We start from the raw sequence: 25980 nt of genomic DNA, 5'->3' as shown, positions 1-25980 counted from the left end.
AGCCCTCAGTCCCCGAGAACCCGCCGCAGATAGTCGTTGCCGAACCGCCGGTCCGGATCCAGCCGGTCCCGTACCGCCGTGAACTCGTCGAAGCGCGGATATATCCCGGACAGATAGGCCGCGTCCCTGGTGTGGATCTTCCCCCAGTGCGGCCGGCCGCCGTGCCCGGTCATGATCCGTTCCACCGCGGTGAAGTAGGAGCGGTACGGCGTGCCCCGGTACAGATGCACCGCGATGTACGCGCTCTCCCGGCCCGACGCCGTCGAGAGCGTGATGTCGTCCGCCGGAGCCGTCCGTATCTCCACCGGGAAACTCACCCGCAGCGGGGAACGTTCGATCATCGCCTTGACCTCGCGCAGCGCTCCGATCGCCGCTTCGCGCGGCAGCGCGTACTCCATCTCCACGAAGCGCACCCGGCGCGGGGAAGTGAAGACCTTGTAAGGGATGTCCGTGTACATACGGGCGGAGAGAGCGCGGCTGGAGATCTTGGCGAGGGCGGGGATGGTCGCGGGTACCGCGCGGCCGAGCGAACAGGCCACCTGGAACGCCCCGTTGGAGAGGAGTTCGTCGTCGATCCAGCCGCTGAGCCGGCCGGGCGGCGCCGGGTGACCCGCGCTCCGGTTGTTGCGCTTGGTGTTGCAGTTGCCGGTGTGCGGGAACCAATAGAACTCGAAGTGCTCGTTCTCCGCGACATGCCGGTCGAACTCGGCCGTGACCCGGTCGAAGGTCATCGGCTCCTCACGGGCCGTCAGCAGGAAGACCGGCTCCACCGCCAGGGTGACCGCGGTGACCACACCCAGCGCGCCGAGCCCGATCCGGGCGGCGGCGAAGACCTCCGGGTTCTCGTCGGCCGAGCAGCGCAGCAGCGAGCCGTCGGCCGTGACGAGTTCCAGGGCCCGGATCTGGGTGGCTAGGGAGGCCGAGTCGCGGCCGGTGCCATGGGTGCCGGTGGAGGTCGCGCCGGCGACGGTCTGCTCCATGATGTCGCCCATATTGGTGAGCGACAGTCCCTCCCTGGCCAGCGCCGTGTTGAGCCGTTTCAGCGGGGTGCCCGCCGCCACGGTGACGGTGCCCGCCGTCCGGTCGATCTCCCGGATGCCGGTGAGCAGATCGGGGCGGATCAGCACGCCGTCGGTGGCGGCGGCCGCGGTGAAGGAGTGGCCCGTACCGACGGCCTTGACCCTGAGCCCTTCCGCCGCCGCCCGGCGTACGGCCCCGGTCAGCTCCTCGACGGAGGCCGGGGTCACCACACGGGCCGGACGGGCCGTAACGGTCCCCGCCCAGTTACGCCACACTCTTGTGGCCGTCGTACGGTTCCTGGTCATCCGCCCCGCGCCCTCCCCGACTCGGCACCGGCCCGCGCAGCCGGCGATACCCCAGAAACGCCACCACGGCCGCGGCCGCGCCCGCCGCGACGGGCACCCCGTACCCCGCCTCGGCCCCGGCCGCGTCGACCACCCAGCCGGCGGCCGACGAGCCGAGCGCCACGCCGACCGCGAGCCCGGTGCTGGTCCAGGTCATGCCCTCGGTCAGTTTGGCGCGCGGTACGTGTGCTTCGACGAGGGCCATGGTCGTCACCATCGTCGGTGCGACGGAGAGGCCCGCGACAAAGAGCGCCACGGCCAGAAACGGCAGGTTCCCGGCCAGTTGGAGGGGGATCATACTCACGGCCATCACACAGATACCCACCAGCCACCTCCGCGCGGGGGGACCGGTGAGATGCAGCAGCCCGAACACCACCCCGGCGAGACAGGATCCGAGCGCGTACACGGCCAGCACCAGACTCGCGGCCGACTTGTGGCCCCGCTCCTCCGCGAAGGCGACCGTCACCACATCGACCGCGCCGAAGATCGCGCCGGTCGCGACGAAGGTCGCCACCAGGACGCGCAGCCCGGGGGAGCGGAGCGCCGAACCCCCGGTGTGCTGCTCGCGCGGCCCCGGTACGGGCTCGGTGGCGCGCTGCGCGGTCAGCCAGACGACACCGACGACCAGGAAGACGGCCGCGAGCAGCGGGCCCGCCTCCGGGAACCAGGCGGTGGAGAGCCCGATCGAGACGATCGGCCCGAAGATGAAGCAGACCTCGTCGATGATCGACTCCCACGCGTACGCGGTGTGCAGCTCGCGCGGTGAGCCCCGGTAGATCGCGGCCCAGCGCGCCCGCACCATCGCGCCGAGGCTCGGCACACACCCGGCGCCCGCGGCGAAGACGAACAAGGTCCAGTCGGGGGCGGACTGCTGGGCGCAGACCAGCAGCCCCGCCACGGACGTGACCGCGACCAGGGTGGCCGGCCGCAGGATCCGCGCCTGGCCGTGCCGGTCGACGAGCCGGGAGATCTGTGGACCGAGCAGCGCGGCGGACATCGCCAGCGTCGCGGAGAGCGCCCCGGCCAGCCCGTAACGCCCCGTGAGCTGGGAGACCATCGTCACGATGCCGATGCCCATCATGGCGAGCGGCATTCTGCCGATCAGACCGGCCGCACTGAATCCCTTGGTACCGGGAGCGGCGAATATCGCGTGGTAGGAACTGGGCAACGGACGCTCCGGTAAGCAATGAATCTGGCGATACAGCTTACGGTCGCGGGTCCCTCGTACGCGCCCCGATTTTCGGACCGGGTGGTACGGAGCGCCCTCGGCCGACACCGGGCGGGGCGCGGTTGCCGGGCCCGGAGAGCCGGGTGGGAGGATCGGACCCATGCCAGAACAGCTCGCGACTTCCCCCTACGACGCTCTGCTTCTGCTGTCCTTCGGCGGTCCCGAGGGCCCGGACGATGTGGTTCCGTTCCTGGCGAACGTGACCCGGGGCCGTGGCATCCCCGAGGAACGGCTGAAGGAAGTGGGCAAGCACTACTTCCTGTTCGGCGGGGTCAGCCCGATCAATGAACAGAACCGCGCCCTGCTGGACGCCCTGCGCAAGGACTTCGCCGAGCACGGCGTGAACGTGCCGGTCTACTGGGGCAACCGCAACTGGGCGCCGTATCTGACCGACACCCTGCGCGACATGGTCGCGGACGGCCGGCGCCGTATCGCCGTCCTCGCCACGAGCGCGTACGCCTCGTACTCGGGCTGCCGCCAGTACCGCGAGAACCTCGCGGACGCGCTCGCCACCCTGGCCGACGAGGGGCTCGCGGTGCCCCGGGTGGACAAACTCCGCCACTACTTCAACCACCCCGGCTTCGTACGCCCCATGGTCGACGGCGTGCTCGCCTCACTCGCGGATCTGCCCGAGGACGTACGCGCGGGCGCGCATCTCGCCTTCACCACCCACTCCATCCCCGACGCCGCCGCCGACACCTCGGGGCCCGTCGAGGCACACGGCGAGGGCGGCGCCTATGTGGCGGAGCATCTCGATGTCGCCCGGCTGATCGCGGCCGCGGTCCGCGAGGAGACCGGCGTCGAGCACCCCTGGCGGCTCGTCTACCAGTCGCGCAGCGGCGCCCCCCACATCCCGTGGCTGGAGCCGGACATCTGCGACCACCTGGAGACCCTGCACGGCGAGGGCGTCCCGGCCGTCGTGATGGCCCCCATCGGCTTCGTCTCCGACCACATGGAGGTCCTGTACGACCTCGACACCGAGGCCACCGCCAAGGCCGCCGAGCTGGGGCTTCCGGTACGCCGCTCGGCGACGGTGGGGGCGGATCCGCGCTTCGCCGCGGCCGTACGCGATCTTCTCCTGGAACGCGCGGCCGCCGAGCGGGGAAGCGCGGTCGAACGCTGCTCCCTGGGCGCGCTCGGTCCGAGCCATGACCTCTGCCCGGTCGGCTGCTGCCCCGCCCGTGCCCCCAGGCCCGCCGCGGCGGGCGCCGACAGCCCTTACGCCTGAAGGAGCCCGCTGTGACCGACGCCCCGAACGAGGACGCCCTGACCGGGGAACTGCTCGCACTCGCACTGGAGGCGGCGAGCCGGGCCGGTGCGCTGCTGCGTGACGGCCGCCCCGACGACCTGGCCGTCGCCGCCACCAAGTCCAGCCCCATCGACGTGGTCACCGAGATGGACATCGCGGCCGAGAAACTGATCACCGGCTATCTCTCAGAACACCGCCCCGACGACGGCTTCCTCGGCGAGGAAGGCGCCAGTTCGGCGGGCAGCAGCGGGGTCCGCTGGGTCATCGATCCGCTGGACGGCACGGTCAACTACCTTTACGGGCTGCCCACCTGGGCCGTCTCCATCGCCGCCGAACGCGACGGCGAGACGCTGGCCGGAGTCGTCGCGATCCCGCTGCGCCGCGAGATCTTCCGCGCCGTGCGCGGCGGTGGAGCGTTCCTCAATGACCGCCCGATCGGCTGCCGTCCCGCTCCGCCGTTGGAGCGTGCCCTGGTGTCGACCGGCTTCAACTACGTCACCGCCGTCCGCGCCCATCAGGCGGAGATCGCGCGGCGGCTGATCCCCCAGCTGCGCGACATCCGCCGGGGCGGCTCGGCGGCCTCCGACCTCTGCGATGTCGCGGCGGGGCGGCTCGACGGCTACTACGAGCGCGGACTGCACCCCTGGGACCTGGCGGCCGGCGATCTCATCGCCCGCGAGGCGGGCGCCCTCACGGGCGGCCGTCCCGGCACCCGGCCGGGCTATGACCTGACGGTGGCCGCCACCCCGGGTGTCTTCGAGCCCCTTCAGGCGCTGCTCGACGAGTACGGCGCCTGGCACGACTAGGTCCCCAGGTCCGGACAGCGGGCACACGGAAGGGCCCCGGCACCGTTCCCCTCGGCGCCGGGGCCCTTCTCTGTAGGTATCTACGGCTCTGTAAGTGTCGTGAATCAGTATGTCTGTACGGCTATGGCTGTACGACCGGTGTCTGTGCGACCGCGGTGCAGGTCAGACGCCACTGGGGGCGCCGACCTCCACATCCACGCCGTGCTCGGCGGCAAGCCGGCGAAGGTCGTCCAGCTCTTCCTGTTCGACATCCGCGAGGAAGTCGTCGCCCGTTTCACGGGCATGGGTGAGATCCGTTTCCGTGGCCTTTATACGCTGGAGAAGCCCGGCGGTGAACGCGTCCATTGCGCCCCCTCGTCGTGGGTCAGTGGCACGGGGGTGTGCCGACGTGGTCGGTGGCACGGGGGTGTGCCGACGGCGGGAAGATCACGCACCCACTGCCTCTGGATGACAGATAAGGGTGTGGCATGCCACAAACAGGGCGTGATCTCGGGTGTGAAATCGTCTTCCCCACGGTCCGCCGCCGAGAAACCTCAACGCATCAACGAATCCCGTCCATTCCCGGATGTGCCAGGTCATCCGGCATCGTCTTACCGCCGGTTTACGGCCGTTAAAGGCAGGATGGGCCCGCACAGCCAGTGATACAACCTGCCCTGATCACGGGTGATGGGCCCAGAGGAAGGAACAGCGACGTGCGCGTACTCGTCGTCGAGGACGAGCAACTGCTCGCCGATGCGGTGGCCACCGGACTGCGCCGGGAGGCCATGGCCGTCGACGTCGTGTACGACGGAGCGGCGGCCCTGGAGCGCATCGGGGTGAACGACTACGACGTGGTGGTGCTCGACCGTGACCTGCCGGTCGTCCACGGCGACGACGTGTGCCGCAAGATCGTCGAGCTGGGCATGCCCACCCGGGTCCTCATGCTCACGGCCTCGGGCGATGTCAGCGACCGGGTCGAGGGGCTGGAGCTGGGCGCGGACGACTATCTGCCCAAGCCCTTCGCGTTCAGCGAGCTGACCGCGCGGGTACGGGCGCTGGGCCGCCGTACGACCGTACCGCTGCCGCCCGTGCTGGAGCGCTCCGGGATCAAGCTCGACCCCAACCGCCGCGAGGTCTTCCGCGACGGCCGGGAGATCCAGCTCGCCCCCAAGGAGTTCGCGGTGCTCGAAGTCCTCATGCGCAGCGAGGGCGCGGTCGTCTCGGCCGAACAACTGCTGGAGAAGGCGTGGGACGAGAACACCGACCCGTTCACCAATGTCGTGCGCGTGACCGTCATGACGCTGCGCCGCAAGCTCGGTGAGCCGCCCGTGATCGTCACGGTGCCCGGCTCCGGTTACCGGATCTGATGTCCGTGACCAGCACACCCGCGCCCTCCGCGCCGCCCCCGGCGCCGCCGAAACCGACCTGGGACCCCAGGCGCCCGGACCAGTCGCTGCCCTGGGTGCGCCCGACCATCCGGATACGGCTCACGCTGCTCTACGGCGGAATGTTCCTGATCGCCGGCATCCTGCTGCTCTCGATCATCTATCTGCTGGCCGCACAGGCCCTGCATGTGGGCAGCGAGCTGCCGTTCAAGATCGTGTCGGGCAAGGTGAGCAGCGACGTCTGCAACTTCCCGGACCAGGCGCCCCCGGAGGAGTTCAACGCGGCGATGAACAGCTGCGTCAACCACCAGCGCCAGCAGGCGCTCGACGATCTGCTCAGCCGCTCGCTCTTCGCGCTGGTCGGCCTCAGCGTCATCGCGTTCGCCTTCGGATACGCGATGGCCGGCCGGGTCCTCTCGCCGCTGGGCCGGATCACCCGTACCGCGCGTCGCGTGGTCGGCTCCGACCTGTCCCGGCGCATCGAGCTGGACGGTCCCGACGACGAGCTCAAGGAGCTGGCCGACACCTTCGACGAGATGCTGGACCGGCTGGAGCGGGCGTTCAGTGCGCAGCAGCGGTTCGTCGCGAACGCCTCGCACGAGCTGCGGACACCGCTCGCGATCAACCGCACCCTGCTGGAGGTCCATCTCTCCGATCCGGGGGCGCCCGTGGAGCTCCAGCAGCTCGGCAGAACCCTGCTGGCCACCAACGAGCGCAGCGAGCAGCTGGTGGAGGGGCTGCTGCTGCTCGCCCGCAGCGACAACGAGATCGTGGAGCGAAAACCGGTCGATCTTGGTGAGGTCGCGACCCGTGCGGTGGATCAGACGCTCTCCGAGGCGGAGACGAAGGGGGTGGAGATCCGTGGTGAACGTGTGCCCGCCGTCGTGCAGGGGAACGGTGTCCTGCTCGAAAGGATCGCGCTGAATCTGGTGCAGAACGCCGTCCGGTACAACATCCCGCAGGGCGGCTGGGTAGAGGTCACCACCGCGATCGAGCAGGGACAGGCGGTCCTGGTGGTATCGAACACCGGTCCCGTGGTTCCCGCGTACGAGATCGACAATCTCTTCGAACCATTCCGGCGGCTGCGGACGGAGCGCACCGGCAGTGACAAGGGTGTTGGCCTCGGTCTTTCGATCGCGAGATCCGTCGCGCGCGCTCACGGCGGACGAATTCACGCCGAACCTCGTGAAGGCGGTGGGCTCGTGATGCGTGTCACTCTCCCGGTCTGAGAGACTGCGCGGAGTGTTCAGGCGGAAGATTGCTTTGTTCGCTTTGCGCGGAATTCTCGGCGTCAGTTCCCGGCGGACCCATGTGTGATCGATCACAGGGTCGAATTCCCGCCCATCCACTCTGCGTGATCAAGCCCTCAATGGAAAGCCGGTAAAGTCCGGGTTTCCAGGGGTCGGGATCACGGGAAGTACACGGGGTGGCGCCCGTGAAGTACGACATTGGGACCGTGTACGGTCCCCTTCGCACCCGAAGCCGATCACTCCACGTGAGTCCGGTTGGGTGTCGATTGAGTAACAGACCTTGATGTGAGGCAAAATCTCCGCCTCAGGTCGGGCACAAGTCCGGCCTCTCACGCGTTACCCGCGCTGAGACACCACAGACACCCAGAGGGGGAGAGCGACATGGCAACGGATTACGACACCCCACGCAAGACCGATGACGACGTCGATCAGGACAGCCTTGAAGAGCTGAAGGCCCGTCGGAACGACAAGTCCACGTCAGCGGTCGACGTCGACGAGTTCGAGCAGGCCGAGGGCCTGGAACTGCCCGGCGCGGATCTCTCCAACGAGGAGCTGTCCGTCCGGGTGCTGCCCAGGCAGGCGGATGAGTTCACCTGCATGAGCTGCTTCCTGGTGCACCACCGCTCCCAGCTCGCCAGGGAGAAGAACGGTCAGCCCATCTGCCGCGACTGCGACTGAGGTCAGGCCGGCCGTGGCAGGCGACACACCGTTCCGGAAACGGCGCTTCCGGCGTAAGGGTTCACCGGAGGTGTACGAGGGCGGCACAGGCCCGGCGGAAGGCGTTCAGCCCGCTGCCGAGCACTCCGCCCTCTCGCTCCGTTACGGCACGGGAGACGACGAGCGAGGCCTGCCGGCCTCGCTCGAAGCGGACCGGGTGGACCACGGCGGCCCCAAGACCAGGGGCCGGCGGCTGGACACCGTAAAACGGGGTGTACGGAGGGGCGGCGACAGCGCCAAGGCGGCGCTGGCCCATCTCGCCGACCGGATCATCGAGAACGCTCCTCGGGTCCCGGTCCGCGATCTCGCCACCCTCCGCAAGCAGTTCCCGGGCCTGGGCCCGGAGGAGCTGGCGGACAAGCTGGTCGCGGGCGCCGCGAACAGCACCTCCACCGTCGGCGCGGGTATCGGCGCGGCCGCGATGCTGCCCGTACCGCCCGCGATGCCGGCCGAGCTGGCGGCCGAGATCACCGCCGTCGCCGCGATCGAGCTGAAGCTCATCGCGGAGCTGCACGAGGTCTACGGACTGCGCCCGTCCGGCACGCTCAGGGAGCGCAGCGCCGCGTATCTGGCGTCCTGGACGGAGGAGCGCGGGGTCGACATCACCAGACCGTCGACCTTCAACGGCGCGCTCAGCGGCCGGATGAAGCGTGAGCTGCGGCAGCAGATCATGAAGCGTACGGTCCGCAGCCTGCCGAATCTCGTTCCGTTCATGATCGGGGCGGCCGTCGGCGCGATGATGAACAGGCGCGACACCAAGAAGGTCGCCGAGCGCATCCGCAAGGACCTGCGGGCCCGCCAGATCCCCTGGCACGCGCTGCCCGCGCTGCCCCCGCTGGAGCGGCCCGTCGAGCTTCCCGTCGAGCTGCCGAAGGAACTGGGCCACTAAGGGCTGCCCCTGGCCCCCAGGCGGGCTCTCAGGCGGCCCGTACCGCCTTCAACGCCGCCGCCAGCGCCTTCGGGTCCCGCGTCGACACATAGACGTATGGCGTCGGGTCCTCCGGGTCCGTGATCTCCACACGCAGCGCCGTGGGCACATAGCTGCGCAGCAGCATGAAGGCGCGCGGGTCGGCCTTGTGCAGCCGCCAGGCCCGCGCCTCCTCGGCGTCCAGCACCCGCGCCTCACCGAGCGCCGCGACCGGGATCCTCGCCGTGCCCGCGACCAGCGAGTCCGCCACCACCCGGATCCGCGCCGAGCCGTACGCACTCACCCCCGCCGCCGCCAGCGCGCCCGCGCCGATCACCCCGCCGAGCATCGGCAGCACCCCCATCGGCAGCGTGATCAGACCTCCCGCGACGGCGATCAGGGCGGCGATCCCCCACCAGGACGGGGGGGCGGTCAGGCGTTCGTCGTAGCGCGCGGCGGAAGGCTCCATGGAGCCAAGCTTGGCACGGTGCGGTTCCCGGGCGACCGCGCGGGTAAGGTCTGCGCCTGTGAGTAACGTGCCATCCCGGGGAACGCCCCCCGGATCCCCTGCGGGGCCGGGGCCCCTGACACCGCCGGCCGGTGCCGTACCGCCGGTACGGCACCCCGACGCCCCCGCTCCCGGTGAGCCGCTGGGGGCGCACTACGAACATTGTTTCGGTTGCGGCGAGGCACAGCCCCACGGACTCCAGTTGCTGGCACGTGCCGGTGAGGGCGTCCGCGTCATCGCCGAGTTCACGGTCAAGCCCGCCCACCAGGGCGCCCCGGGGCTCGCGCACGGCGGTGTGCTGGCCACCGCGCTGGACGAGACGCTCGGCTCGCTGAATTGGCTGCTGCGCGTGGTCGCCGTCACCGGCCGGCTCCAGACCGAGTTCCTGCGGCCCGTACCCGTGGGTACGTCGCTCTATCTGGAGGCCGAGACCACGGCCGTCCACGGGCGGAAGATCTACTGCACCGCCACCGGCAGGCTCGGCGGCCCCGAGGGACCCGTCGCCGTCCGTGCCGACGCCCTTTTCATCGAGGTCAAGATCGACCATTTCATCGACAACGGCCGCCAGGAGGAGATCCGGGCGGCCATGGCCGATCCCGACCAGATCAAGCGCGCCCGCGCCTTCGAGGTGAACCCATGAGCCCTGCCCCTGCCGGCCCTCTCGACGTGCTGATCCGCCGCGTCGATCCGGAGGCTCCGCTTCCGGCGTATGCGCACCCCGGCGACGCGGGAGTCGATCTGGTCACCACCGAGGCCGCCGAGCTCGCCCCCGGTGAGCGGACGGTCCTGCCGACGGGCGTGGCCATCGCCCTGCCCGACGGCTACGCGGCCTTCGTGCATCCCCGCTCCGGGCTCGCCGCCCGCTGCGGTGTCGCTCTGGTGAATGCCCCCGGGACGGTGGATGCCGGGTACCGTGGAGAGATCAAGGTGATCGTGGTCAATCTGGACCCGCGCGAGAGCGTTCGGTTCGAGCGGTTCGACCGGATTGCCCAACTGATCGTCCAGCGGGTCGAGAAGGTGCGCTTCCACGAGGTGGCGGAACTTCCCGGCTCCGCGCGGGCCGAGGGGGGCTTCGGCTCCACCGGTGGTCATTCCGCTGTGGGCGGGGTACAGGGTGGGAATCGATACGCTTCGGTCGTATCCGACCGGGAAGGACAGTGACGTGTTCGGACGTCGCAAGAAGAGTGGTTCCGCAGAGGGCACGGCGGACGCAGCGGGCGAGGCCGGGCAGTTCACCGACGGCGCCGGCACGGACGCCGATGACAGCGAGGCGGCGGAAGCACCCCGCCGGGCGAACCTTCCGCCGGCGCCCAGGCCCGACGGTCCCTGGGACATCTCCGAGGTCTCCAAGCCCGAAGAGGGCCGGGTTGATCTGGGGGGCGTCTATGTCCCCGCGGTCGACGGCATGGAGCTGCGGGTAGAGGTCGCCGGTGACGCGATCGTCGCCGCCACCGTCGTCGTGCGCGACAGCGCCGTACAGCTCCAGGCCTTCGCGGCGCCCAAGAAGGAAGGTATCTGGGGCGAGGTCCGCGAGGAGATCGCCTCCGGCATCACCCAGCAGGGCGGCATCATCGACGAGGTCGAGGGCCCGCTGGGCTGGGAGCTGCGCGCCCAGGTCCCCGTGCAGCTGCCGGACGGCACCGGAGGCGTACAGCTCGTGCGCTTCATCGGGGTCGACGGACCGCGCTGGTTCCTGCGCGGGGTGATCTCCGGCCAGGGCGCGGTACAGCCCGAGGCCGCCGGGCTGCTTGAGCAGATCTTCCGGGACACCGTCGTGGTACGCGGCGAGGGACCGATGGCGCCCCGCGACCCCATCGTCCTCAAGCTGCCGGACGACGCGCAGATGGTCGCCGAGGGTGTCCAGCAGGAGGAGCAGGAGGGATCCCGCTTCTCCGGCGGTATGGGACAGCTCCAGCGTGGTCCTGAGATCACCGAAGTGCGCTGACACCTGATCGGAAATAGCGTGGGCCGCACCCCTGCATGGGGTGCGGCCCACTGTTGTTTCCACCAGCCTTTTCACAGGTCACGGCCGTGACCGTAGGAAGTTCGTCAAGCGGGGGCCCTCATCCGTATGAGACCCGTCAACGGACGCGGAGCGTGCCGGATCAGCGGGTTTCCTCAGGGGGTCAGATCTTCCGCACTCATTCAGGAGCACCCGATGGCCGACCTGGCCTTCGTCGTCACCACGATCGCGGTCTTCGCGCTGGTGGCCCTCGTCGCCAAGGGGGTGACGAAGCTGTGACCGCGGAGAACATCGTCGGCCTGGTCGTGGCCGTCGCCCTGCTGGGCTATCTCGTCCTCGCCCTCCTCTTCCCGGAGAGGTTCTGAGTGATGAGCCCCGTCCTCGCCGGTGTGCTCCAGCTGCTCGCCCTGATGGTGGCGCTCGCTCTGGCGTACCGCCCGCTCGGTGACTACATGGCCCGTGTCTACTCCTCGCCCAGGCATCTGCGGGCCGAGAAGTGGATCTACCGCGCCATTGGCGCCAATCCCGCCACCGAGATGCGCTGGCCCGCCTATCTGCGCGGCGTCCTCGCCTTCTCCGCGGTCAGTGTCCTGTTCCTGTATCTGCTCCAGCGGGTCCAGGGCGGTCTGCCGGGCTCGCTCGGCTTCGCGTCGATCGACCCCGACCAGGCGTTCAACACCGCCGCGTCCTTCGTCTCGAACACCAACTGGCAGTCCTACTACGGCGAACAGGCCATGGGCCATGTCGTACAGACCGGCGGACTGGCGGTGCAGAACTTCCTGTCGGCTGCCGTCGGCATGGCCGTCGCGGTGGCGCTGGTGCGCGGTTTCGCCCGCTCCCGCACCGGTGAGCTGGGCAACTTCTGGTCGGACCTGGTGCGCGGCACCGTCCGGATCCTGCTGCCGATCGCCGTCATCGGCGCGCTCGTCCTGGTCGCCTGCGGCGCCATCCAGAACTTCGCGGGCATCCACGAGGTCGGCCAGTTCATGGGCGGCTCGCGGCAGTGGAACGGCGGCGCCGTCGCCTCCCAGGAGGTCATCAAGGAGCTGGGCACCAACGGCGGCGGTTACTTCAACGCCAACTCCGCCCACCCCTTCGAGAACCCCAACCCGGTCTCGAACCTCTTCGAGATCTTCCTGATCCTGCTCATCCCGTTCGCGATGACCCGCACCTTCGGCCGGATGGTGGGCAGCCTCCGGCAGGGGTACGCGATCCTCGCCGCGATGCTGGTGATCTGGCTCGGCTTCACCGCGCTGATGATGTGGACCGAGTTCCACCACGGCGGCCCGGCGTTCCAGATCGCCGGCGGCGCCCTGGAGGGCAAGGAGACCCGCTTCGGGGTCGGCGGCTCGTCGATCTTCGCGGTGGCCACCACCCTCACCTCGACCGGTGCGGTCAACTCCTTCCTCTCCTCGTTCACCGGGTTCGGCGGCGGTATCGCGATGCTGGGCATGCAGCTCGGTGAGATCGCGCCCGGCGGGGTCGGCTCCGGTCTCTACGGCATCCTGATCATGGCCGTGATCGCGGTGTTCATCGCCGGGCTGATGGTCGGACGCACGCCCGAGTATCTGGGCAAGAAGATCGGCACCCGCCAGATCAAGTTCGCCGCCTGCTACATCCTGATCACCCCGGCGCTGGTGCTCTGCTTCACCGCCGTGGCCATGGCGCTGCCCACCCCGACCAACTCCCTGACCAACTCGGGGCCGCACGGCTTCTCCGAGATCCTGTACGCGTACACCTCGGGTGCCAACAACAACGGTTCGGCCTTCGCCGGGCTCAACGCCGACACCCAGTGGTTCAACACCACCATCGGGCTGGCGATGCTGCTCGGCCGCTTCGTGCCCATGGTGTTCGTTCTCGCGCTGGCGGGATCGCTTGCCGAGCAGAGTCCCGTACCCAAGACCGCGGGCACGCTCCGCACGGAGAAACCGCTGTTCAGCGGGGTGCTCGTGGGCACGATCGTGATCGTCGCCGGGCTCACCTACTTCCCGGCGCTGGCGCTGGGGCCGCTGGCCGAGGGGCTGGCGTCATGAACACTCTCTCGAAGCAAGAGGACGAGATGTCCAGTACCACTCCGACCCGTGCGCCGCACAGCGACGTCCCCACCGGTCACAAACCCGATGACGGACGCGTCGGCGGGGGCCTGTTCGACCCCAAGCAGTTGCTGCGCTCCTTCCCGGACGCGCTGAGGAAGCTCGACCCGCGGTCGATGGCGAAGTCACCCGTGATGTTCGTGGTGCTCATCGGTTCCGTGATGAGTACGGTCTTCGCCGCGCTGAGCCCGGGCGACTGGTTCGGCTGGGCCGTGGCCGCCTGGCTCTGGCTGACCACCGTCTTCGCCAATCTGGCCGAGGCGGTCGCCGAGGGACGCGGCAAGGCGCAGGCGGACACCCTGCGCAAGGCCAAGACCGACACCATCGCCCGCCGGGTCATCGGCGCCCATGAGGAGCGGGTGCCCGGTACGGAGCTGCACGTCGGTGATCTGGTCGTCTGTGAGGCCGGCGACATCATTCCCGGCGACGGCGATGTGGTCGAAGGCGTCGCCTCCGTCGACGAGTCGGCCATCACCGGTGAGTCGGCGCCCGTCATCCGGGAGTCGGGCGGCGACCGCTCCGCCGTCACCGGCGGTACGAAGGTCCTCTCCGACCGTATCGTCATCAAGATCACCACCAAGCCCGGCGAGACCTTCATCGACCGGATGATCGCTCTGGTGGAGGGCGCGGCCCGGCAGAAGACCCCCAACGAGATCGCGCTGAACATCCTGCTCGCCTCCTTGACGATCGTCTTTCTGCTCGCGGTCGTCACGCTTCAGCCGTTCGCCGTCTACGCGGGTCAGCGCCAGCCGGTGATCGTGCTGATCGCGCTGCTGGTCTGTCTGATCCCGACCACCATCGGCGCGCTGCTCTCCGCGATCGGTATCGCGGGCATGGACCGGCTCGTCCAGCGCAATGTGCTCGCCATGTCGGGGCGCGCGGTCGAGGCCGCGGGCGATGTCTCGACCCTGCTGCTCGACAAGACCGGCACGATCACCCTCGGCAACCGGCAGGCCGCCGAGTTCGTTCCGGTCAGAGGCGTGACGGAGGCCGAACTCGCCGACGCGGCGCAGCTCTCCTCCCTCGCCGACGAGACCCCCGAAGGCCGCTCCATCGTGGTGCTGGCCAAGGAGAAGTACGGACTGCGCGAGCGTCACCAGGGCGAGCTGGCCGGCGCCGAGTGGGCCGCCTTCACCGCCCAGACCCGGATGTCCGGTGTCGACCTCGATGAGAACGGGGTACGGCGCAGGGTCCGCAAGGGAGCGGCCGGTTCGGTCGCCGCCTGGGTCCGGGAGCGCGGCGGTCAGGTGGCCGAGGACACCCGGGAACTCACCGAGGCGATCTCGGAGGCCGGTGGTACGCCACTGCTGGTCGCCCTGGAGGACACCAACGGGGCCCGGGTGCTCGGCGTCATCCACCTCAAGGACGTGGTCAAGGAGGGGATGCGGGAGCGGTTCGACGAGCTGCGCCGGATGGGCATCAAGACCATCATGATCACCGGTGACAACCCGCTGACCGCACGGGCGATCGCGGAGGAGGCGGGCGTGGACGACTTCCTCGCCGAGGCCACCCCCGAGGACAAGATGGCCCTGATCCGCGGTGAGCAGGCGGGCGGCAAGCTCGTCGCGATGACCGGCGACGGGACGAACGACGCCCCGGCGCTCGCGCAGGCGGATGTCGGCGTGGCCATGAACACCGGTACGTCGGCCGCCAAGGAGGCCGGGAACATGGTGGATCTGGACTCCAACCCGACCAAGCTCATCGAGATCGTCGGCATCGGCAAGCAACTGCTCATCACCCGTGGCGCGCTGACGACCTTCTCCATCGCCAACGACGTCGCGAAGTACTTCGCGATCATCCCCGCGATGTTCGCGGTCGTCTATCCGAGCCTGGACAAGCTCAACATCATGCGGCTGTCCTCGCCGGAGTCGGCGATCCTCTCCGCGGTCATCTTCAACGCGCTGATCATCGTCGCGCTCGTACCGCTCGCCCTCAGAGGCGTGCGCTACCGGCCGATGAGCGCGGACCGGATGCTCCGCAGGAATCTGGGGATCTACGGCCTCGGCGGACTGATCGCCCCCTTCATCGGCATCAAGATCATCGATCTGCTCCTCTCCCTCATCCCCGGCATCGGGTGAACGGCATGACATCCATGAACAGCTCGATACGCAACACCGCACGGCTCCTCGGGGCCGGGGCGCGCGCTCTCCTCGTCCTCACCATCCTGTGCGGGGTGCTCTACCCGCTGGCCGTCACCGGCGTGGCGCAGGGCCTCTTCCCCCACCAGGCGAACGGGTCCGAGGTCAAGGAGGCCGGCAAGGTCGTCGGCTCCTCGCTCATCGGCCAGCGCTACGACCTGCCGCTGAAGAAGGGCCAGGAGACCCCGCGGCCCGATCTGAAGTGGTTCCAGCCGCGCCCGTCCAACGGTCTGGGCAGCAACAGCGTCAACACCCAGTACAAGCTGATCCTCTCGGGCGCGACCAACCGGGCGGGCGACAACGAAGAGCTGATCAAGTGGGTCAAGGACGCCAAGGCCGCGGTCATCAAGGACAACTCGACGCCCGGTTACCGGGTCCCGGCCTCCGCCGTGCCGCCGGACGCCGTGACCTCCTCGGGCTCCGGCCTCGACCCGGACATCTCGCCGGCGTACGCGCGGCTCCAGGTCCACCGGGTGGCCGAGCGCAACCACCTCTCCGTCCAGCGCGTGGAGAAGCTGGTCGAGGAACACACCCAGCAGCGCGTTCTCGGCTTCGTCGGGGAACCCCGGGTGAATGTCCTCGCGCTGAACGTCGCGCTGCGGGAGTTGATCGGCTGACCATCAGAATCGTGTCAAGACCGACTCACGAGACCGGTGCCGCCCCTTTTGTCCGCATCCCCGGCTGTAGCTTCTACTCGGCCGGCGCGTCGGGCGCGGTGGCTCTTCTGGAAGACAATGGGGCCATGGGACGCGGCAAGCTTCGTATCTATCTGGGCGCGGCACCGGGCGTCGGCAAGACATACGCGATGCTCTCCGAGGCGCATCGCCGGGTGGAACGCGGCACGGACTGTGTCGTGGCGTTCGTCGAGCATCACGACCGGCCGCGTACGGAAGTGATGCTGCACGGGCTCGAAGCGGTCCGCCGGCGCGAGCTGGAGTACCGCGGGACGGTCTTCACGGAGATGGACATCGACGCGGTGCTGGAGCGCCGTCCCACCGTCGCCCTGGTCGACGAACTGGCCCACACCAATGTGCCGGGCTCCCGCAACGCCAAGCGCTGGCAGGACGTCGAGGAACTGCTCAAGGCGGGGATCGAGGTCGTGTCCACGGTCAATATCCAGCATCTGGAGTCGCTCGGCGATGTCGTCGAGTCGATAACGGGCGTACGGCAGCAGGAGACCGTCCCCGACGAGATGGTGCGGCGCGCCGACCAGATCGAGCTGGTCGACATGTCGCCCCAGGCCCTGCGGCGGCGCATGGCGCACGGCAATGTCTACAAGCCCGACAAGGTCGACGCGGCGCTCTCGCACTACTTCCGCCCCGGCAACCTCACCGCGCTGCGTGAGCTGGCGCTGCTCTGGGTCGCCGACCGGGTGGACGAATACCTCCAGCAGTACCGCGGCGAGCACAACATCCGCTCCACCTGGCAGGCCAGGGAACGCATCGTCGTCGGCCTCACCGGCGGCCCGGAGGGACGTACGCTCATCCGCCGCGCCGCCCGGATGGCCGCGAAGGGGTCCGGCAGCGAGATCCTGGCCGTCTACATAGCCAGGAGCGACGGCCTGACCGCCGCCTCGCCCAAGGAACTGACGGTCCAGCGCACCCTGGTGGAGGACCTGGGCGGCACCTTCCACCATGTCATCGGCGACGACATCCCCTCCGCGCTGCTCGAATTCGCGCGCGGCGTCAACGCCACCCAGATCGTGCTGGGCTCCAGCCGGCGCAAGACCTGGCAGTACATCTTCGGGCCCGGCGTCGGCGCCACCGTCGCCCGGGAGTCCGGACCCGATCTGGACGTCCATATCGTCACGCACGAGGAGGCCGCCAAGGGGCGCGGGCTGCCGGTGGCGCGCGGGGCCAGACTCGGCCGCTCCCGGATCGTCTGGGGCTGGCTGGCCGGGGTCGCCGCGCCCGTACTGCTCTCGCTGCTGCTGACGGCGCTGAACAACACGCCGGGGCTGGCCAACGATGTCCTGCTGTTCCTCTTCCTGACCGTGCTGGCCGCGCTCCTCGGCGGGCTGCGGCCCGCGCTCGCGTCGGCCGCCGTGGGCTCGCTGCTGCTCAACTTCTACTTCACGCCGCCCACCCACACACTGACCGTGTCGGACCCCAAGAACCTGGTCGCCATCGTGATCTTCTTCGCGGTGGCCGTGTCGGTGGCGTCCGTGGTGGATCTGGCGGCCCGCCGCACCCACCAGGCGTCCCGATTGCGCGCGGAGTCGGAGATCCTCTCCTTCCTGGCCGGCAGCGTGCTGCGCGGGGAGACCACGCTGGACGCGCTGCTCGAACGCGTACGGGAGACGTTCGCCATGGAGTCCGTGGCGCTGCTCGAACGTACGAGCGATGTCGAGCCCTGGACCTGTGCGGGCAGCGTCGGACCGCACCCCGTCGACCGCCCCGAGTCCGCCGATGTGGACATGCCGGTCGGCGACCACATGGCGCTGGCGCTCTCCGGCCGCGTACTGCCCGCCGAGGACCGGCGGGTGCTCGCCGCGTTCGCCGCCCAGGCCGCCGTCGTGCTCGACCGGCAGCGCCTGGTGGGCGAGGCGGAACAGGCCCGCGCGCTCGCCGAGGGCAACCGCATCCGTACGGCGCTGCTCGCGGCCGTCAGCCACGATCTGCGGACCCCGCTGGCCAGTATCAAGGCCTCGGTCACCTCACTGCGTTCCGACGATGTCGAGTGGTCGGAGGACGACCAGGCCGAACTGCTGGAGGGCATCGAGCAGGGCGCCGACCGGCTGGATCATCTGGTCGGAAATCTGCTCGACATGTCCCGGCTCCAGACCGGAACCGTCACCCCACTGATGCGTGAGATCGATCTCGATGAGGTGGTCCCGTGGGCGCTCGGCGGCGTACCGGAGAACAGCGTGGAGCTGGACATTCCCGAATCGCTGCCCATGGTGGCCGTGGACCCCGGTCTGCTGGAGCGCGCGGTCGCCAATATCGTCGAGAACGCCGTCAAGTACAGCCCCGAGGGACGGCTCGTCACCGTCGCGGCCAGCGCGCTGGGCGCGCGGGTCGAGGTACGGGTCGTGGACCGGGGCCCCGGTGTCCCCGACGATGCCAAGGACCGGATCTTCGAACCCTTCCAGCGCCACGGCGACGCGCCGCGCGGGGCCGGAGTCGGCCTCGGACTCGCGGTCGCCCGTGGCTTCGTGGACGCGATGGGTGGCACGCTGGCCGCCGAGGACACCCCCGGCGGCGGTCTGACCATGGTCCTCACCCTCTCAGCGGCGTCCGGACGAGAGCCGGTACGTCCCGAACCACCCGCCCGGTACCTCACATGACCGGGACAGCAGAAAGGCAGGCCCCTATGACCCGGGTGCTCGTGGTCGACGACGAGCCGCAGATCGTACGCGCGCTGGTGATCAATCTGAGAGCGCGCAAGTACGAGGTCGACGCGGCGTCCGACGGCGCGAGCGCCCTGGAACTGGCCGCGGCCCGCCATCCCGATGTCGTCGTGCTCGACCTCGGTCTCCCGGACATGGACGGCGTCGAGGTCATCAAGGGGCTGCGCGGCTGGACTCGCGTACCGATCCTGGTGCTCTCCGCGCGCCACACCTCCGACGAGAAGGTCGAGGCGCTGGACGCGGGCGCCGACGACTATGTCACCAAGCCCTTCGGCATGGACGAACTGCTGGCCAGGCTGCGCGCCGCGGTCCGGCGGGCCGAGCCGGTCGGCGGCGAAGGCGACGAGACCGTCTCGGTCGTGGAGACCGAGGGGTTCACCGTCGATCTGGCCGCCAAGAAGGTCCACCGCGAGGGCAGGGACGTACGGCTCACCCCGACCGAGTGGCATCTGCTGGAGGTGCTTGTCCGGAACACCGGCCGGCTGGTCAGCCAGAAACAGCTCCTCCAGGAGGTCTGGGGCCCGTCGTACGGCACCGAGACCAACTATCTGCGGGTGTACATGGCCCAACTGCGCCGCAAACTGGAGGCGGATCCGTCGCACCCCCGGCACTTCGTCACCGAACCGGGTATGGGCTATCGGTTCGAGCGTTGATCCGGGGCGCCCATACCCCGGTACGCTTTCTCCATGAGTGCTGAGAAGCCGACCGGCCGCTTCCGCCGGATGCTCGACCGGCTCTCCAGCTCCCAGGAGGATCTGGAGTCCGAGGAACTGCAGGAGGACGCGCAGGCTTCGGGCTGTACGCGGATCTCCGACTGCAACGACCGCCAGATCGTACGGGTGACTGGTACGTTGCGGACGGTCACCTTGCGTCCACGGGCCGGAGTGCCCGCGCTGGAGGCGGAGCTGTTCGACGGCACCGCGCCGCTGGACGTGGTGTGGCTGGGCCGGCGCTCGATCGTGGGCATAGAGCCGGGCCGCAAGCTGATCGCCTCCGGCCGTATCTCCCTGAGCCACGGCCGGCGGGTGCTGTTCAATCCCAAATACGAACTCCGACCACTCGGACAGGAGTAGCCGGTGACGTCACCCGACAAGCCCGCCGCCTCACACGCTTCCCCCACCGCCTCATCTTCGACGTCGGCCTCCTCCGACACCCCGGCCGCTTCGGACGGTGATGTGAAAGCCGTCACCGAGGCGGCTCTTTTCGAGGCCTTCGGCGGACTGCGCGGCATGGTGGAGACGGTCCTCCCCGGCCTGCTCTTCGTCACGATCTTCACGGTCAACAAGGATCTGCACGCGTCGGCGATCGCCGCGCTGGCCGTCTCGCTGCTGCTCGTCGTGGTCCGGCTGATCCGCCGGGACACCGTCAAGCACGCCTTCAGCGGGGTCTTCGGCGTCGCGTTCGGTGTCGTCTTCGCGATGATGACCGGCGACGCCAAGGACTTCTATCTGCCCGGCATGATCTACACGCTGGGGCTGGCGGTCGCGTACATCGTCACGACGCTCGCCGGCGTGCCGCTGATCGGGCTGATCCTCGGCCCGATCTTCAAGGAGAACCTGTCCTGGCGCACCCGTAACCCGGGGCGCAAGAAGGCGTACGCCAAGGCCAGCTGGGCCTGGGGGCTGATCCTGCTCGCCAAGTGCGCGATCCTCTTCCCGCTCTACTGGTGGGCGGACACCACCCAGCTCGGCTGGGTCCTGATCGCGCTCAAGATCCCGCCGTTCCTGCTGGCGGTCTATCTGACCTGGGTGTTCCTGGCGAAGGCGCCGCCGCCGATCGATGTGTTCGCCGAGATGGAGGCGGAGGAGCGGGCCGAGAAGGAGCGCGCGGCCGCCGTCGCCGCCACCGCCGGGGACGGGTCGGGGCCGCGGCACCGCCGGTAGGCGATCGTCGCCGACCGAACCGCTGAACCATCCCGGAGCGTGGGAGCGTCCTCGGGCGCCGGGCGTTTCTGGGCGCCGGACAGGCCGTACGGGCAGGCTTTCCCGTACGGCCTGTCCGGCGTCAGGGCGTCAGCCGGCCGCGTCCTCGCGGCGTACCGACAGCAAGTCCTCCAACTGCTCCTCGCGGGCCTGGGCCGCCACGAACAGCAGTTCGTCGCCTGCCTCCAGCGTCTCCTCCGGGTTCGGGGTGAGGACGCGGGTCCCGCGGATGATCGTGACCAGCGAGGTGTCCTCGGGCCAGCTCACATCACCGACCTGCGTGCCCGTCACGGCCGACTCCGGCGGCAGCGTCAGCTCGACCAGGTTCGCGTCCCCGTGGCTGAAGCGCAGCAGCCGTACGAGATCGCCGACGCTCACCGCCTCCTCGACCAGCGCGGACATCAGACGCGGCGTCGAGACCGCGACATCCACGCCCCAGGACTCGTTGAAGAGCCATTCGTTCTTGGGGTTGTTGACCCGGGCCACCACCCGCGGGACGCCGTACTCGGTCTTGGCGAGCAGCGAGACGACCAGATTGACCTTGTCGTCGCCCGTCGCGGCGATCACGACATGACAGCGCTGGAGCGCCGCCTCGTCCAGCGAGGTGATCTCACAGGCGTCGGCCAGCAGCCATTCCGCCAGCGGCACCCGCTCCACCGAGATGGCGGACGGTGCCTTGTCGATCAGCAGGACCTCGTGTCCGTTCTCCAGCAGCTCACCCGCGATGGAGCGGCCCACCGCGCCTGCCCCGGCAATCGCGACACGCATCAGTGACCGCCTCCGTCCGGGCCCTCGGCGAATGCCGCCTCGACCTTCTCGATGTCGTCCGTACGCATCATCACGTGGACGAGATCGCCCTCCTGCAACACCGTCTGGGAGGTCGGCAGCATCGCCTCGCCCAGTCGGGTCAGAAACGCGACACGGACGCCCGTCTCCTCCTGGAGCGTGCTGATCTTGTGGCCGATCCAGCTCTCCGCGGTGTGCACCTCGGCGAGTTGTACGCCACCGCTCGGATCGCGCCACAGCGGCTCCGCGCCGGACGGCAGCAGCCGGCGCATCATCTGGTCTGCGGTCCAGCGGACCGTGGCCACGGTCGGGATGCCCAGCCGCTGGTAGACCTCGGCGCGCTTCGGGTCGTAGATACGGGCGGCCACGTTCTCGATGCCGAACATCTCGCGGGCCACCCGGGCGGCGATGATGTTGGAGTTGTCGCCGCTGCTCACCGCGGCGAAGGCACCGGCGTCCTCGATACCGGCGTCCCGCAGGGTGTCCTGGTCGAACCCGACGCCGCTGACGCGACGGCCGCCGAAACTGGAGCCGAGCCGCCGGAACGCGGTGGGGTCCTGGTCGATGACGGCGACGGTGTGCCCCTGCTGCTCCAGGTTCTGCGCGAGTGCGGCACCCACCCGGCCGCAGCCCATGATGACAATATGCACGGCCCTACCCCGCACTCCTCATACCCCACCTGAACTGCGTATACATCCTGCTCATGTCTCTTCTCTCGGCTCGCCGGGCAACACGTTGCGGGCACTTGGCGGCCCGCGGGACACCATGCGCCGACGCCAGCCGGTCATGGGCCCGAGCGGTGCCGGGGATGTCGCCCTCGTCCGCGCTCACGCCCACCGTATCGGCTACCAGGAACGGGAGATCAGGCGTGTGCCCCGTCGGTTGTCCCCGCGACGCGCGGTCCGCGGCCGGAGGGACGGGAACCTCACGGGATTCACCCGGCCGTGTCAGTCGGCGGCTAGCATGAAGGGCCGTGTGGCCCGGTTCCATCTGGGCTGATCCGTCGTGTGAGAGGCAGAGGATGGCCGAGCCGGAGTCCACGGAGTCCTCGCCGGAGTCCTCGTTGGCCGACAAGATCGACGGGTTGTTCAGGGTCGTGCGCCGGCCCAACCGTGAGCAGTACAGCCACGAGGAAGTGGCTCGCGCGTGCCGGGAGGCGACCGGTGACAGCTTTTCGGCCACCTATCTGTGGCAGTTGCGCACCGGGCGGCGGGACAACCCCACGAAGCGGCATCTCGAAGCCCTGGCGCGGTTCTTCGACGTTCCGGTCGCCTACTTCTTCGACGGTGACCAGGGCGCCGCGATCGCCCGGGAGCTGGAACTGCTCGCCGCGCTGCGTGACGCCGGAGTGCGGAGTGTGGCCCTGCGAGCGGTCAATCTCTCCCCCGAGAGCGTCGGCACGATCAGTGATCTGATCGATGTGATCACCCGTCGTGAACAGGGCGGTCCGGGGCGGGAGGGCGCGGAGCGGGGCGGCGACTGACCCTCCGGGCGACGGAACCTCCGGGCGACGGAACCTCCGGGCGGCGGAACGTCCGGACGGACGGAGCCGAGGATGCCGCGACGCCGGGACGCGCGATGCCGAGATGCCGAGGATGCCGAGGACGAGGAACGGTGTGTGAGGACTGACCGGGGTCTCAGACGGCAGTGGCGGCACTGTCTGCGGACCGTCGAGGCGCTTGAGCTGCCCAGCCCGTTCGACGCCGGGGTGTTCATCGACATGCTCGCGCGGACGCGGGGGCGCCCCATCGATCTCGTCCCGGTCGTCGCCCGCCCCCACACCCCCTGTGGGCTGCTGGTCACCACGGACCGCGCGGACTGCATCCTCTACGCGGCCGACACCACGCCGCTCCACCAGCAGCACATCCTGCTGCACGAGGCCGCGCACATCATCTGCGGCCACCACGAGACCGCGCCCGCCGCGACCGCCGCCGCCCAGGTCCTGCTGCCGCATCTGCCCGCCTCGCTGGTTCAGCGCGTTCTCGGCCGCAGTGTCTATACCGAACCGCAGGAGCAGGAGGCGGAACTCGTCGCCTCCCTCATCCTCACCCGCGCCGCCGGTCTCGACCGGGCGAGCGCCGCCGCACCGCCGCCGGGGGAGTCGGAGAGCTCCCCGCTGCACACGTTGTTCGGCGCGCACGGGCAGCGGACCCGCGCGGATGGCTGATCTCACCGCCTACCTGGCGGCCGGCGTCTTCCTCGCGTACGCCGCGCACCGGCTCGCGGTCATCCGCCGCAAGGGGATCGATCCGGCGCAGCGCCATGTCGTCGGCTTCGCGCTGTGCATGGGGATGGCGATGCTGTTCAACGCGCCGGCCACGCTGGGCGCGCTGGTCCGCCTCTTACCGGCGTCGGAAGCCGCCATGGTGCTCACCCACCAGCTGAAGACGGCGGCCTTCAGCTTTCTCGTCTTCGTCGCGCTGGCGCTCAGGACGCCCGCGTCCACGCGCCCCGCCGTACGTGGACAGGTCTTCCTGGCTCTCGCCGTCCAGAGCGTGTCGGTCACCCTGTTCGTCGCCGCCGGCCCCGTGGTCGTCGGCGACTTCTTCGTCGTGCCGGCCGGGCGGGGGCCGTTGCTCGCCGCGTACAACGCCCTGTTCGCGGTGTACGGCTCCTGGTGTCTGTACGCGCTCGGGAGGGAACTGGCCCGTCACGCGCGCGGGACAGGACCGGGGTTGCTGCGCACGGGGCTGCGGCTGATGACGCTGGCCTCCGTGTCCGGCGTGGTCTGGACCTCGTGGGCCCTGCACGACATCGCCGTCAATCTGACCGACGGGCGACAGGGGCTGGGCGAGGACCTGGTGTCCAGTGTGCTCGGCGCGATCACCGCCGTCCTGGCCACCGGCGGCGCGAGCGCCACCTTGTGGGGCGACCGGCTCGCGGCGCCGGGCAGATGGCTGCGCGCGTACCGTACGTACCGGTCTCTGGAGCCGCTGTGGGCGGCCCTGTACGCCGAACTCCCGGAGATCGCGCTGCCCGCGTCCGCGGCCGATCGCCGCTCCGGTCCGCGACGGGCGGAGTTCGCGCTGTACCGCCGGGTCATCGAGATACGCGACGGTCATCTGGCGCTGCGCCCGTACGTCCATCCGGGCGTTGCAGGCTGGGTGGCCGAGGAGTTGGGACGACGGACGTACGAGCGTGATCACGACGCGATCCTCGAAGCCGCCGTGATCGCCGCGGCGCTGGAGAACAAACGGGCCGGACGGCGACAGGACGGGGCGCCGCGCGGCCACGCCGCACACACCCCGCCGCCGATGCCGGGGACGGTCGAGGCGGAGGCGGCCTGGCTGCTCCGGGTGACCGCTGCCTTCCGGCGATCCGCCGCGGTCCGTGCGGTCCGCAGCCGGGTCCGCGCGGAGGTTCCCGAGGCTCGTTAGCTGAGATGAATGAGATGCAAAGTTACATCCATAACAGTTGACGTACCTCCCGGGCGCGCAACATGATGAGCCGGTCAACTCAAGCGCTCCATGCGGCAGTTGAGATCCCTGTCTCCGGAAGGATTTCTGTGTCAGCTCTTGCTCAGCGTGCCAATGACAGCAACTCCCTCGCCACCATCCCCCTGCACACCACCGAGGTGCGGATGACCGAGTCCCCGGACTCCGTCATCTGCTGCCCGGTGGCGACGGCCGCCGCCACGGTGATCGCCTTCGCCGCGGGGTACGTCGCCGGTCACACCGGCTGATTTCCGTGTCCGATCTGGCGCGGAGCGCCAACGGCAGTGGTCTGCTGGCCGCTGTTCCCCTCCATGTGACGGCGGTTCAGAGGCAGGCCGAGCCGGATCCCGTGATCTGTATCGCCAACACCGCCACCAATGGCGCCTCGGTCGACGCCGCCTTCGCGGTGTGCGGGGGCTGACCCGCCGTTGCCGCGCCCGCCCCCTCACCCCGATGTGTGAAGGAGATCTCCCTTGTCCCCACTTGCCCGGCGCGTCAATGACAGCGCCGCTCTGACCGCCGTTCCGCTGCGCAGCACCGAGGTGCGGAAGATGGCGGACTCCGAGATCGAGCCGATCATCTGCATCGTGCTCGTGACCGGCTGCATCAGCTTCGGGGTCTCCTACACAGGCTGACCCGGGCCCAGCGTTCCCGCCCCAACCAGGGAGACCACGATGTCTGTTCTGTCCCGTCAGGTGAACACGAGCGGCGCTCTGGCCACCGTGCCCCTGCACACCACCCAGGTGCGTCAGATGGAGCCCTCGGACTCCGCCGTCTGCTGCCCGGCCGTGATTGTCACCTTCGCCGCCGGTGTCGCGTTCGGCTACGCGCTGGGCGGTGGCTTCACCGAGGAGCCGTGACCCTCGCCGCCTCGCTCGCCCGCACCACCTCCACCGACCACA

General features: G+C 69.6%; 31 protein-coding genes. 25 read left to right on the top strand and 6 right to left on the bottom strand.

Annotation, left to right across the window (positions count from 1 at the left end; translation table 11 throughout):
- Nucleotides 1-5: 5 nt before the first annotated feature.
- Both ABTZ59_RS04920 and ABTZ59_RS04915 read right to left on the bottom strand, forming a co-directional pair.
- Nucleotides 6-1325: a D-arabinono-1,4-lactone oxidase gene (locus ABTZ59_RS04920; RefSeq protein ID WP_351390663.1), complete on the bottom strand. Its 1320-nt coding sequence runs from the start codon at nucleotides 1323-1325 to the stop codon at nucleotides 6-8.
- Nucleotides 1285-2532 (bottom strand): MFS transporter, encoded by a 1248-nt coding sequence (locus ABTZ59_RS04915; RefSeq protein WP_351390661.1) that lies wholly within the window; start codon nucleotides 2530-2532, stop codon nucleotides 1285-1287. The genes ABTZ59_RS04920 and ABTZ59_RS04915 overlap by 41 nt, the downstream gene beginning before the upstream one ends.
- Before the next feature lie 160 nt (nucleotides 2533-2692).
- On the opposite strand from ABTZ59_RS04915, the gene ABTZ59_RS04910 reads away from it, so the two are divergent.
- Both ABTZ59_RS04910 and ABTZ59_RS04905 read left to right on the top strand, forming a co-directional pair.
- Nucleotides 2693-3820 carry a ferrochelatase gene (locus ABTZ59_RS04910; protein ID WP_351390659.1) on the top strand — a complete coding sequence of 376 codons (1128 nt, stop codon included), beginning with the start codon at nucleotides 2693-2695 and terminating at the stop codon, nucleotides 3818-3820.
- An 11-nt stretch (nucleotides 3821-3831) separates the two neighbouring features.
- Nucleotides 3832-4647 carry an inositol monophosphatase family protein gene (locus tag ABTZ59_RS04905; RefSeq protein WP_351390656.1) on the top strand — a complete coding sequence of 272 codons (816 nt, stop codon included), beginning with the start codon at nucleotides 3832-3834 and terminating at the stop codon, nucleotides 4645-4647.
- A gap of 162 nt (nucleotides 4648-4809) precedes the next feature.
- Here the strand turns inward: ABTZ59_RS04905 and ABTZ59_RS04900 are convergent, their stop codons facing one another.
- Nucleotides 4810-4992 carry a hypothetical protein gene (locus ABTZ59_RS04900; protein ID WP_351390653.1) on the bottom strand — a complete coding sequence of 61 codons (183 nt, stop codon included), beginning with the start codon at nucleotides 4990-4992 and terminating at the stop codon, nucleotides 4810-4812.
- 347 nt (nucleotides 4993-5339) lie between these two features.
- Here ABTZ59_RS04900 and ABTZ59_RS04895 point away from each other — a divergent pair, with 347 nt between their 5' ends.
- The 4 genes from ABTZ59_RS04895 (at nucleotide 5340) to ABTZ59_RS04880 (ending at nucleotide 8867) form a co-directional block, all read left to right on the top strand.
- Nucleotides 5340-5993 carry a response regulator transcription factor gene (locus ABTZ59_RS04895; RefSeq protein ID WP_030350181.1) on the top strand — a complete coding sequence of 218 codons (654 nt, stop codon included), beginning with the start codon at nucleotides 5340-5342 and terminating at the stop codon, nucleotides 5991-5993.
- 5 nt (nucleotides 5994-5998) lie between these two features.
- Nucleotides 5999-7240: a sensor histidine kinase gene (locus ABTZ59_RS04890; RefSeq protein WP_503002062.1), complete on the top strand. Its 1242-nt coding sequence runs from the start codon at nucleotides 5999-6001 to the stop codon at nucleotides 7238-7240.
- Between the two features lie 402 nt (nucleotides 7241-7642).
- A complete protein-coding gene (locus tag ABTZ59_RS04885) occupies nucleotides 7643-7939 on the top strand; it encodes a DUF4193 domain-containing protein (RefSeq protein WP_030350183.1) in 297 nt (98 codons plus the stop codon).
- 13 nt (nucleotides 7940-7952) lie between these two features.
- A complete protein-coding gene (locus ABTZ59_RS04880) occupies nucleotides 7953-8867 on the top strand; it encodes a hypothetical protein (protein WP_351390646.1) in 915 nt (304 codons plus the stop codon).
- A 28-nt stretch (nucleotides 8868-8895) separates the two neighbouring features.
- Here the strand turns inward: ABTZ59_RS04880 and ABTZ59_RS04875 are convergent, their stop codons facing one another.
- Nucleotides 8896-9354 carry a DUF3093 domain-containing protein gene (locus ABTZ59_RS04875; protein WP_351390643.1) on the bottom strand — a complete coding sequence of 153 codons (459 nt, stop codon included), beginning with the start codon at nucleotides 9352-9354 and terminating at the stop codon, nucleotides 8896-8898.
- A 58-nt stretch (nucleotides 9355-9412) separates the two neighbouring features.
- On the opposite strand from ABTZ59_RS04875, the gene ABTZ59_RS04870 reads away from it, so the two are divergent.
- The 12 genes from ABTZ59_RS04870 (at nucleotide 9413) to ABTZ59_RS04815 (ending at nucleotide 20819) form a co-directional block, all read left to right on the top strand.
- Nucleotides 9413-10033: a PaaI family thioesterase gene (locus ABTZ59_RS04870; protein WP_351390641.1), complete on the top strand. Its 621-nt coding sequence runs from the start codon at nucleotides 9413-9415 to the stop codon at nucleotides 10031-10033.
- On the top strand, nucleotides 10030-10554 hold the full coding sequence (dut, locus tag ABTZ59_RS04865) for a dUTP diphosphatase (protein ID WP_249953010.1): 525 nt from the start codon (nucleotides 10030-10032) through the stop codon (nucleotides 10552-10554). Before ABTZ59_RS04870 ends, dut begins: the two co-directional genes overlap by 4 nt.
- 1 nt (nucleotide 10555) lies before the next feature.
- Nucleotides 10556-11338 (top strand): DUF3710 domain-containing protein, encoded by a 783-nt coding sequence (locus ABTZ59_RS04860; RefSeq protein WP_351390636.1) that lies wholly within the window; start codon nucleotides 10556-10558, stop codon nucleotides 11336-11338.
- A 126-nt stretch (nucleotides 11339-11464) separates the two neighbouring features.
- Nucleotides 11465-11635 carry a hypothetical protein gene (locus ABTZ59_RS04855; protein ID WP_249953008.1) on the top strand — a complete coding sequence of 57 codons (171 nt, stop codon included), beginning with the start codon at nucleotides 11465-11467 and terminating at the stop codon, nucleotides 11633-11635.
- Nucleotides 11632-11721: a K(+)-transporting ATPase subunit F gene (gene kdpF, locus ABTZ59_RS04850; protein ID WP_037727062.1), complete on the top strand. Its 90-nt coding sequence runs from the start codon at nucleotides 11632-11634 to the stop codon at nucleotides 11719-11721. The genes ABTZ59_RS04855 and kdpF overlap by 4 nt, the downstream gene beginning before the upstream one ends.
- Before the next feature lie 3 nt (nucleotides 11722-11724).
- Nucleotides 11725-13389 (top strand): potassium-transporting ATPase subunit KdpA, encoded by a 1665-nt coding sequence (gene kdpA, locus ABTZ59_RS04845; protein WP_351390629.1) that lies wholly within the window; start codon nucleotides 11725-11727, stop codon nucleotides 13387-13389.
- A 26-nt stretch (nucleotides 13390-13415) separates the two neighbouring features.
- Nucleotides 13416-15527 carry a potassium-transporting ATPase subunit KdpB gene (gene kdpB / locus ABTZ59_RS04840; protein ID WP_503002108.1) on the top strand — a complete coding sequence of 704 codons (2112 nt, stop codon included), beginning with the start codon at nucleotides 13416-13418 and terminating at the stop codon, nucleotides 15525-15527.
- Nucleotides 15528-15541: 14 nt separating this feature from the next.
- Nucleotides 15542-16204, top strand: a complete 663-nt coding sequence (locus ABTZ59_RS04835) for a potassium-transporting ATPase subunit C (RefSeq protein ID WP_351390960.1) — start codon at nucleotides 15542-15544, stop codon at nucleotides 16202-16204.
- A 125-nt stretch (nucleotides 16205-16329) separates the two neighbouring features.
- The gene (locus tag ABTZ59_RS04830) at nucleotides 16330-18873 is read left to right on the top strand and encodes a DUF4118 domain-containing protein (protein WP_351390621.1); all 2544 of its coding nucleotides are present in this window, start codon (nucleotides 16330-16332) and stop codon (nucleotides 18871-18873) included.
- 26 nt (nucleotides 18874-18899) lie between these two features.
- Nucleotides 18900-19589, top strand: coding sequence for a response regulator (locus ABTZ59_RS04825; RefSeq protein WP_351390618.1), 690 nt, complete (start codon nucleotides 18900-18902; stop codon nucleotides 19587-19589).
- Between the two features lie 33 nt (nucleotides 19590-19622).
- The gene (locus tag ABTZ59_RS04820) at nucleotides 19623-20009 is read left to right on the top strand and encodes an OB-fold nucleic acid binding domain-containing protein (protein ID WP_165372066.1); all 387 of its coding nucleotides are present in this window, start codon (nucleotides 19623-19625) and stop codon (nucleotides 20007-20009) included.
- A 3-nt stretch (nucleotides 20010-20012) separates the two neighbouring features.
- Complete coding sequence (locus tag ABTZ59_RS04815) at nucleotides 20013-20819, top strand: DUF3159 domain-containing protein (RefSeq protein WP_503002055.1); 807 nt, start codon at nucleotides 20013-20015, stop codon at nucleotides 20817-20819.
- A gap of 129 nt (nucleotides 20820-20948) precedes the next feature.
- Here ABTZ59_RS04815 and ABTZ59_RS04810 read toward each other — a convergent pair whose 3' ends face one another.
- Nucleotides 20949-21626: a potassium channel family protein gene (locus ABTZ59_RS04810; RefSeq protein ID WP_249953002.1), complete on the bottom strand. Its 678-nt coding sequence runs from the start codon at nucleotides 21624-21626 to the stop codon at nucleotides 20949-20951.
- Entirely contained in the window at nucleotides 21626-22294 is a 669-nt protein-coding gene (locus ABTZ59_RS04805; protein ID WP_351390614.1) for a potassium channel family protein, read from the bottom strand. The genes ABTZ59_RS04810 and ABTZ59_RS04805 overlap by 1 nt, the downstream gene beginning before the upstream one ends.
- Nucleotides 22295-22665: 371 nt before the next feature.
- On the opposite strand from ABTZ59_RS04805, the gene ABTZ59_RS04800 reads away from it, so the two are divergent.
- The 7 genes from ABTZ59_RS04800 (at nucleotide 22666) to ABTZ59_RS04770 (ending at nucleotide 25938) form a co-directional block, all read left to right on the top strand.
- The gene (locus ABTZ59_RS04800) at nucleotides 22666-23127 is read left to right on the top strand and encodes an XRE family transcriptional regulator (RefSeq protein ID WP_351390611.1); all 462 of its coding nucleotides are present in this window, start codon (nucleotides 22666-22668) and stop codon (nucleotides 23125-23127) included.
- Nucleotides 23128-23262: 135 nt separating this feature from the next.
- Nucleotides 23263-23811 (top strand): ParH-like protein, encoded by a 549-nt coding sequence (locus ABTZ59_RS04795; RefSeq protein WP_351390608.1) that lies wholly within the window; start codon nucleotides 23263-23265, stop codon nucleotides 23809-23811.
- Nucleotides 23804-25021, top strand: coding sequence for an MAB_1171c family putative transporter (locus tag ABTZ59_RS04790; RefSeq protein WP_351390605.1), 1218 nt, complete (start codon nucleotides 23804-23806; stop codon nucleotides 25019-25021). Before ABTZ59_RS04795 ends, ABTZ59_RS04790 begins: the two co-directional genes overlap by 8 nt.
- A gap of 128 nt (nucleotides 25022-25149) precedes the next feature.
- Complete coding sequence (locus ABTZ59_RS04785) at nucleotides 25150-25326, top strand: hypothetical protein (RefSeq protein WP_351390601.1); 177 nt, start codon at nucleotides 25150-25152, stop codon at nucleotides 25324-25326.
- A 5-nt stretch (nucleotides 25327-25331) separates the two neighbouring features.
- Nucleotides 25332-25499, top strand: a complete 168-nt coding sequence (locus tag ABTZ59_RS04780) for a hypothetical protein (RefSeq protein ID WP_351390598.1) — start codon at nucleotides 25332-25334, stop codon at nucleotides 25497-25499.
- 52 nt (nucleotides 25500-25551) lie between these two features.
- The gene (locus tag ABTZ59_RS04775) at nucleotides 25552-25713 is read left to right on the top strand and encodes a hypothetical protein (protein ID WP_351390595.1); all 162 of its coding nucleotides are present in this window, start codon (nucleotides 25552-25554) and stop codon (nucleotides 25711-25713) included.
- Nucleotides 25714-25752: 39 nt separating this feature from the next.
- Nucleotides 25753-25938 carry a hypothetical protein gene (locus ABTZ59_RS04770; protein ID WP_351390593.1) on the top strand — a complete coding sequence of 62 codons (186 nt, stop codon included), beginning with the start codon at nucleotides 25753-25755 and terminating at the stop codon, nucleotides 25936-25938.
- The last annotated feature ends 42 nt before the right edge of the window (nucleotides 25939-25980 follow it).

It is taken from the genome of Streptomyces sp. NPDC094034, from assembly GCF_040303865.1.
Taxonomy (GTDB): domain Bacteria; phylum Actinomycetota; class Actinomycetes; order Streptomycetales; family Streptomycetaceae; genus Streptomyces.
The sequence above is the reverse complement of the archived record's forward strand: the minus strand, read 5'-3'. Positions and strand labels throughout refer to the sequence as shown.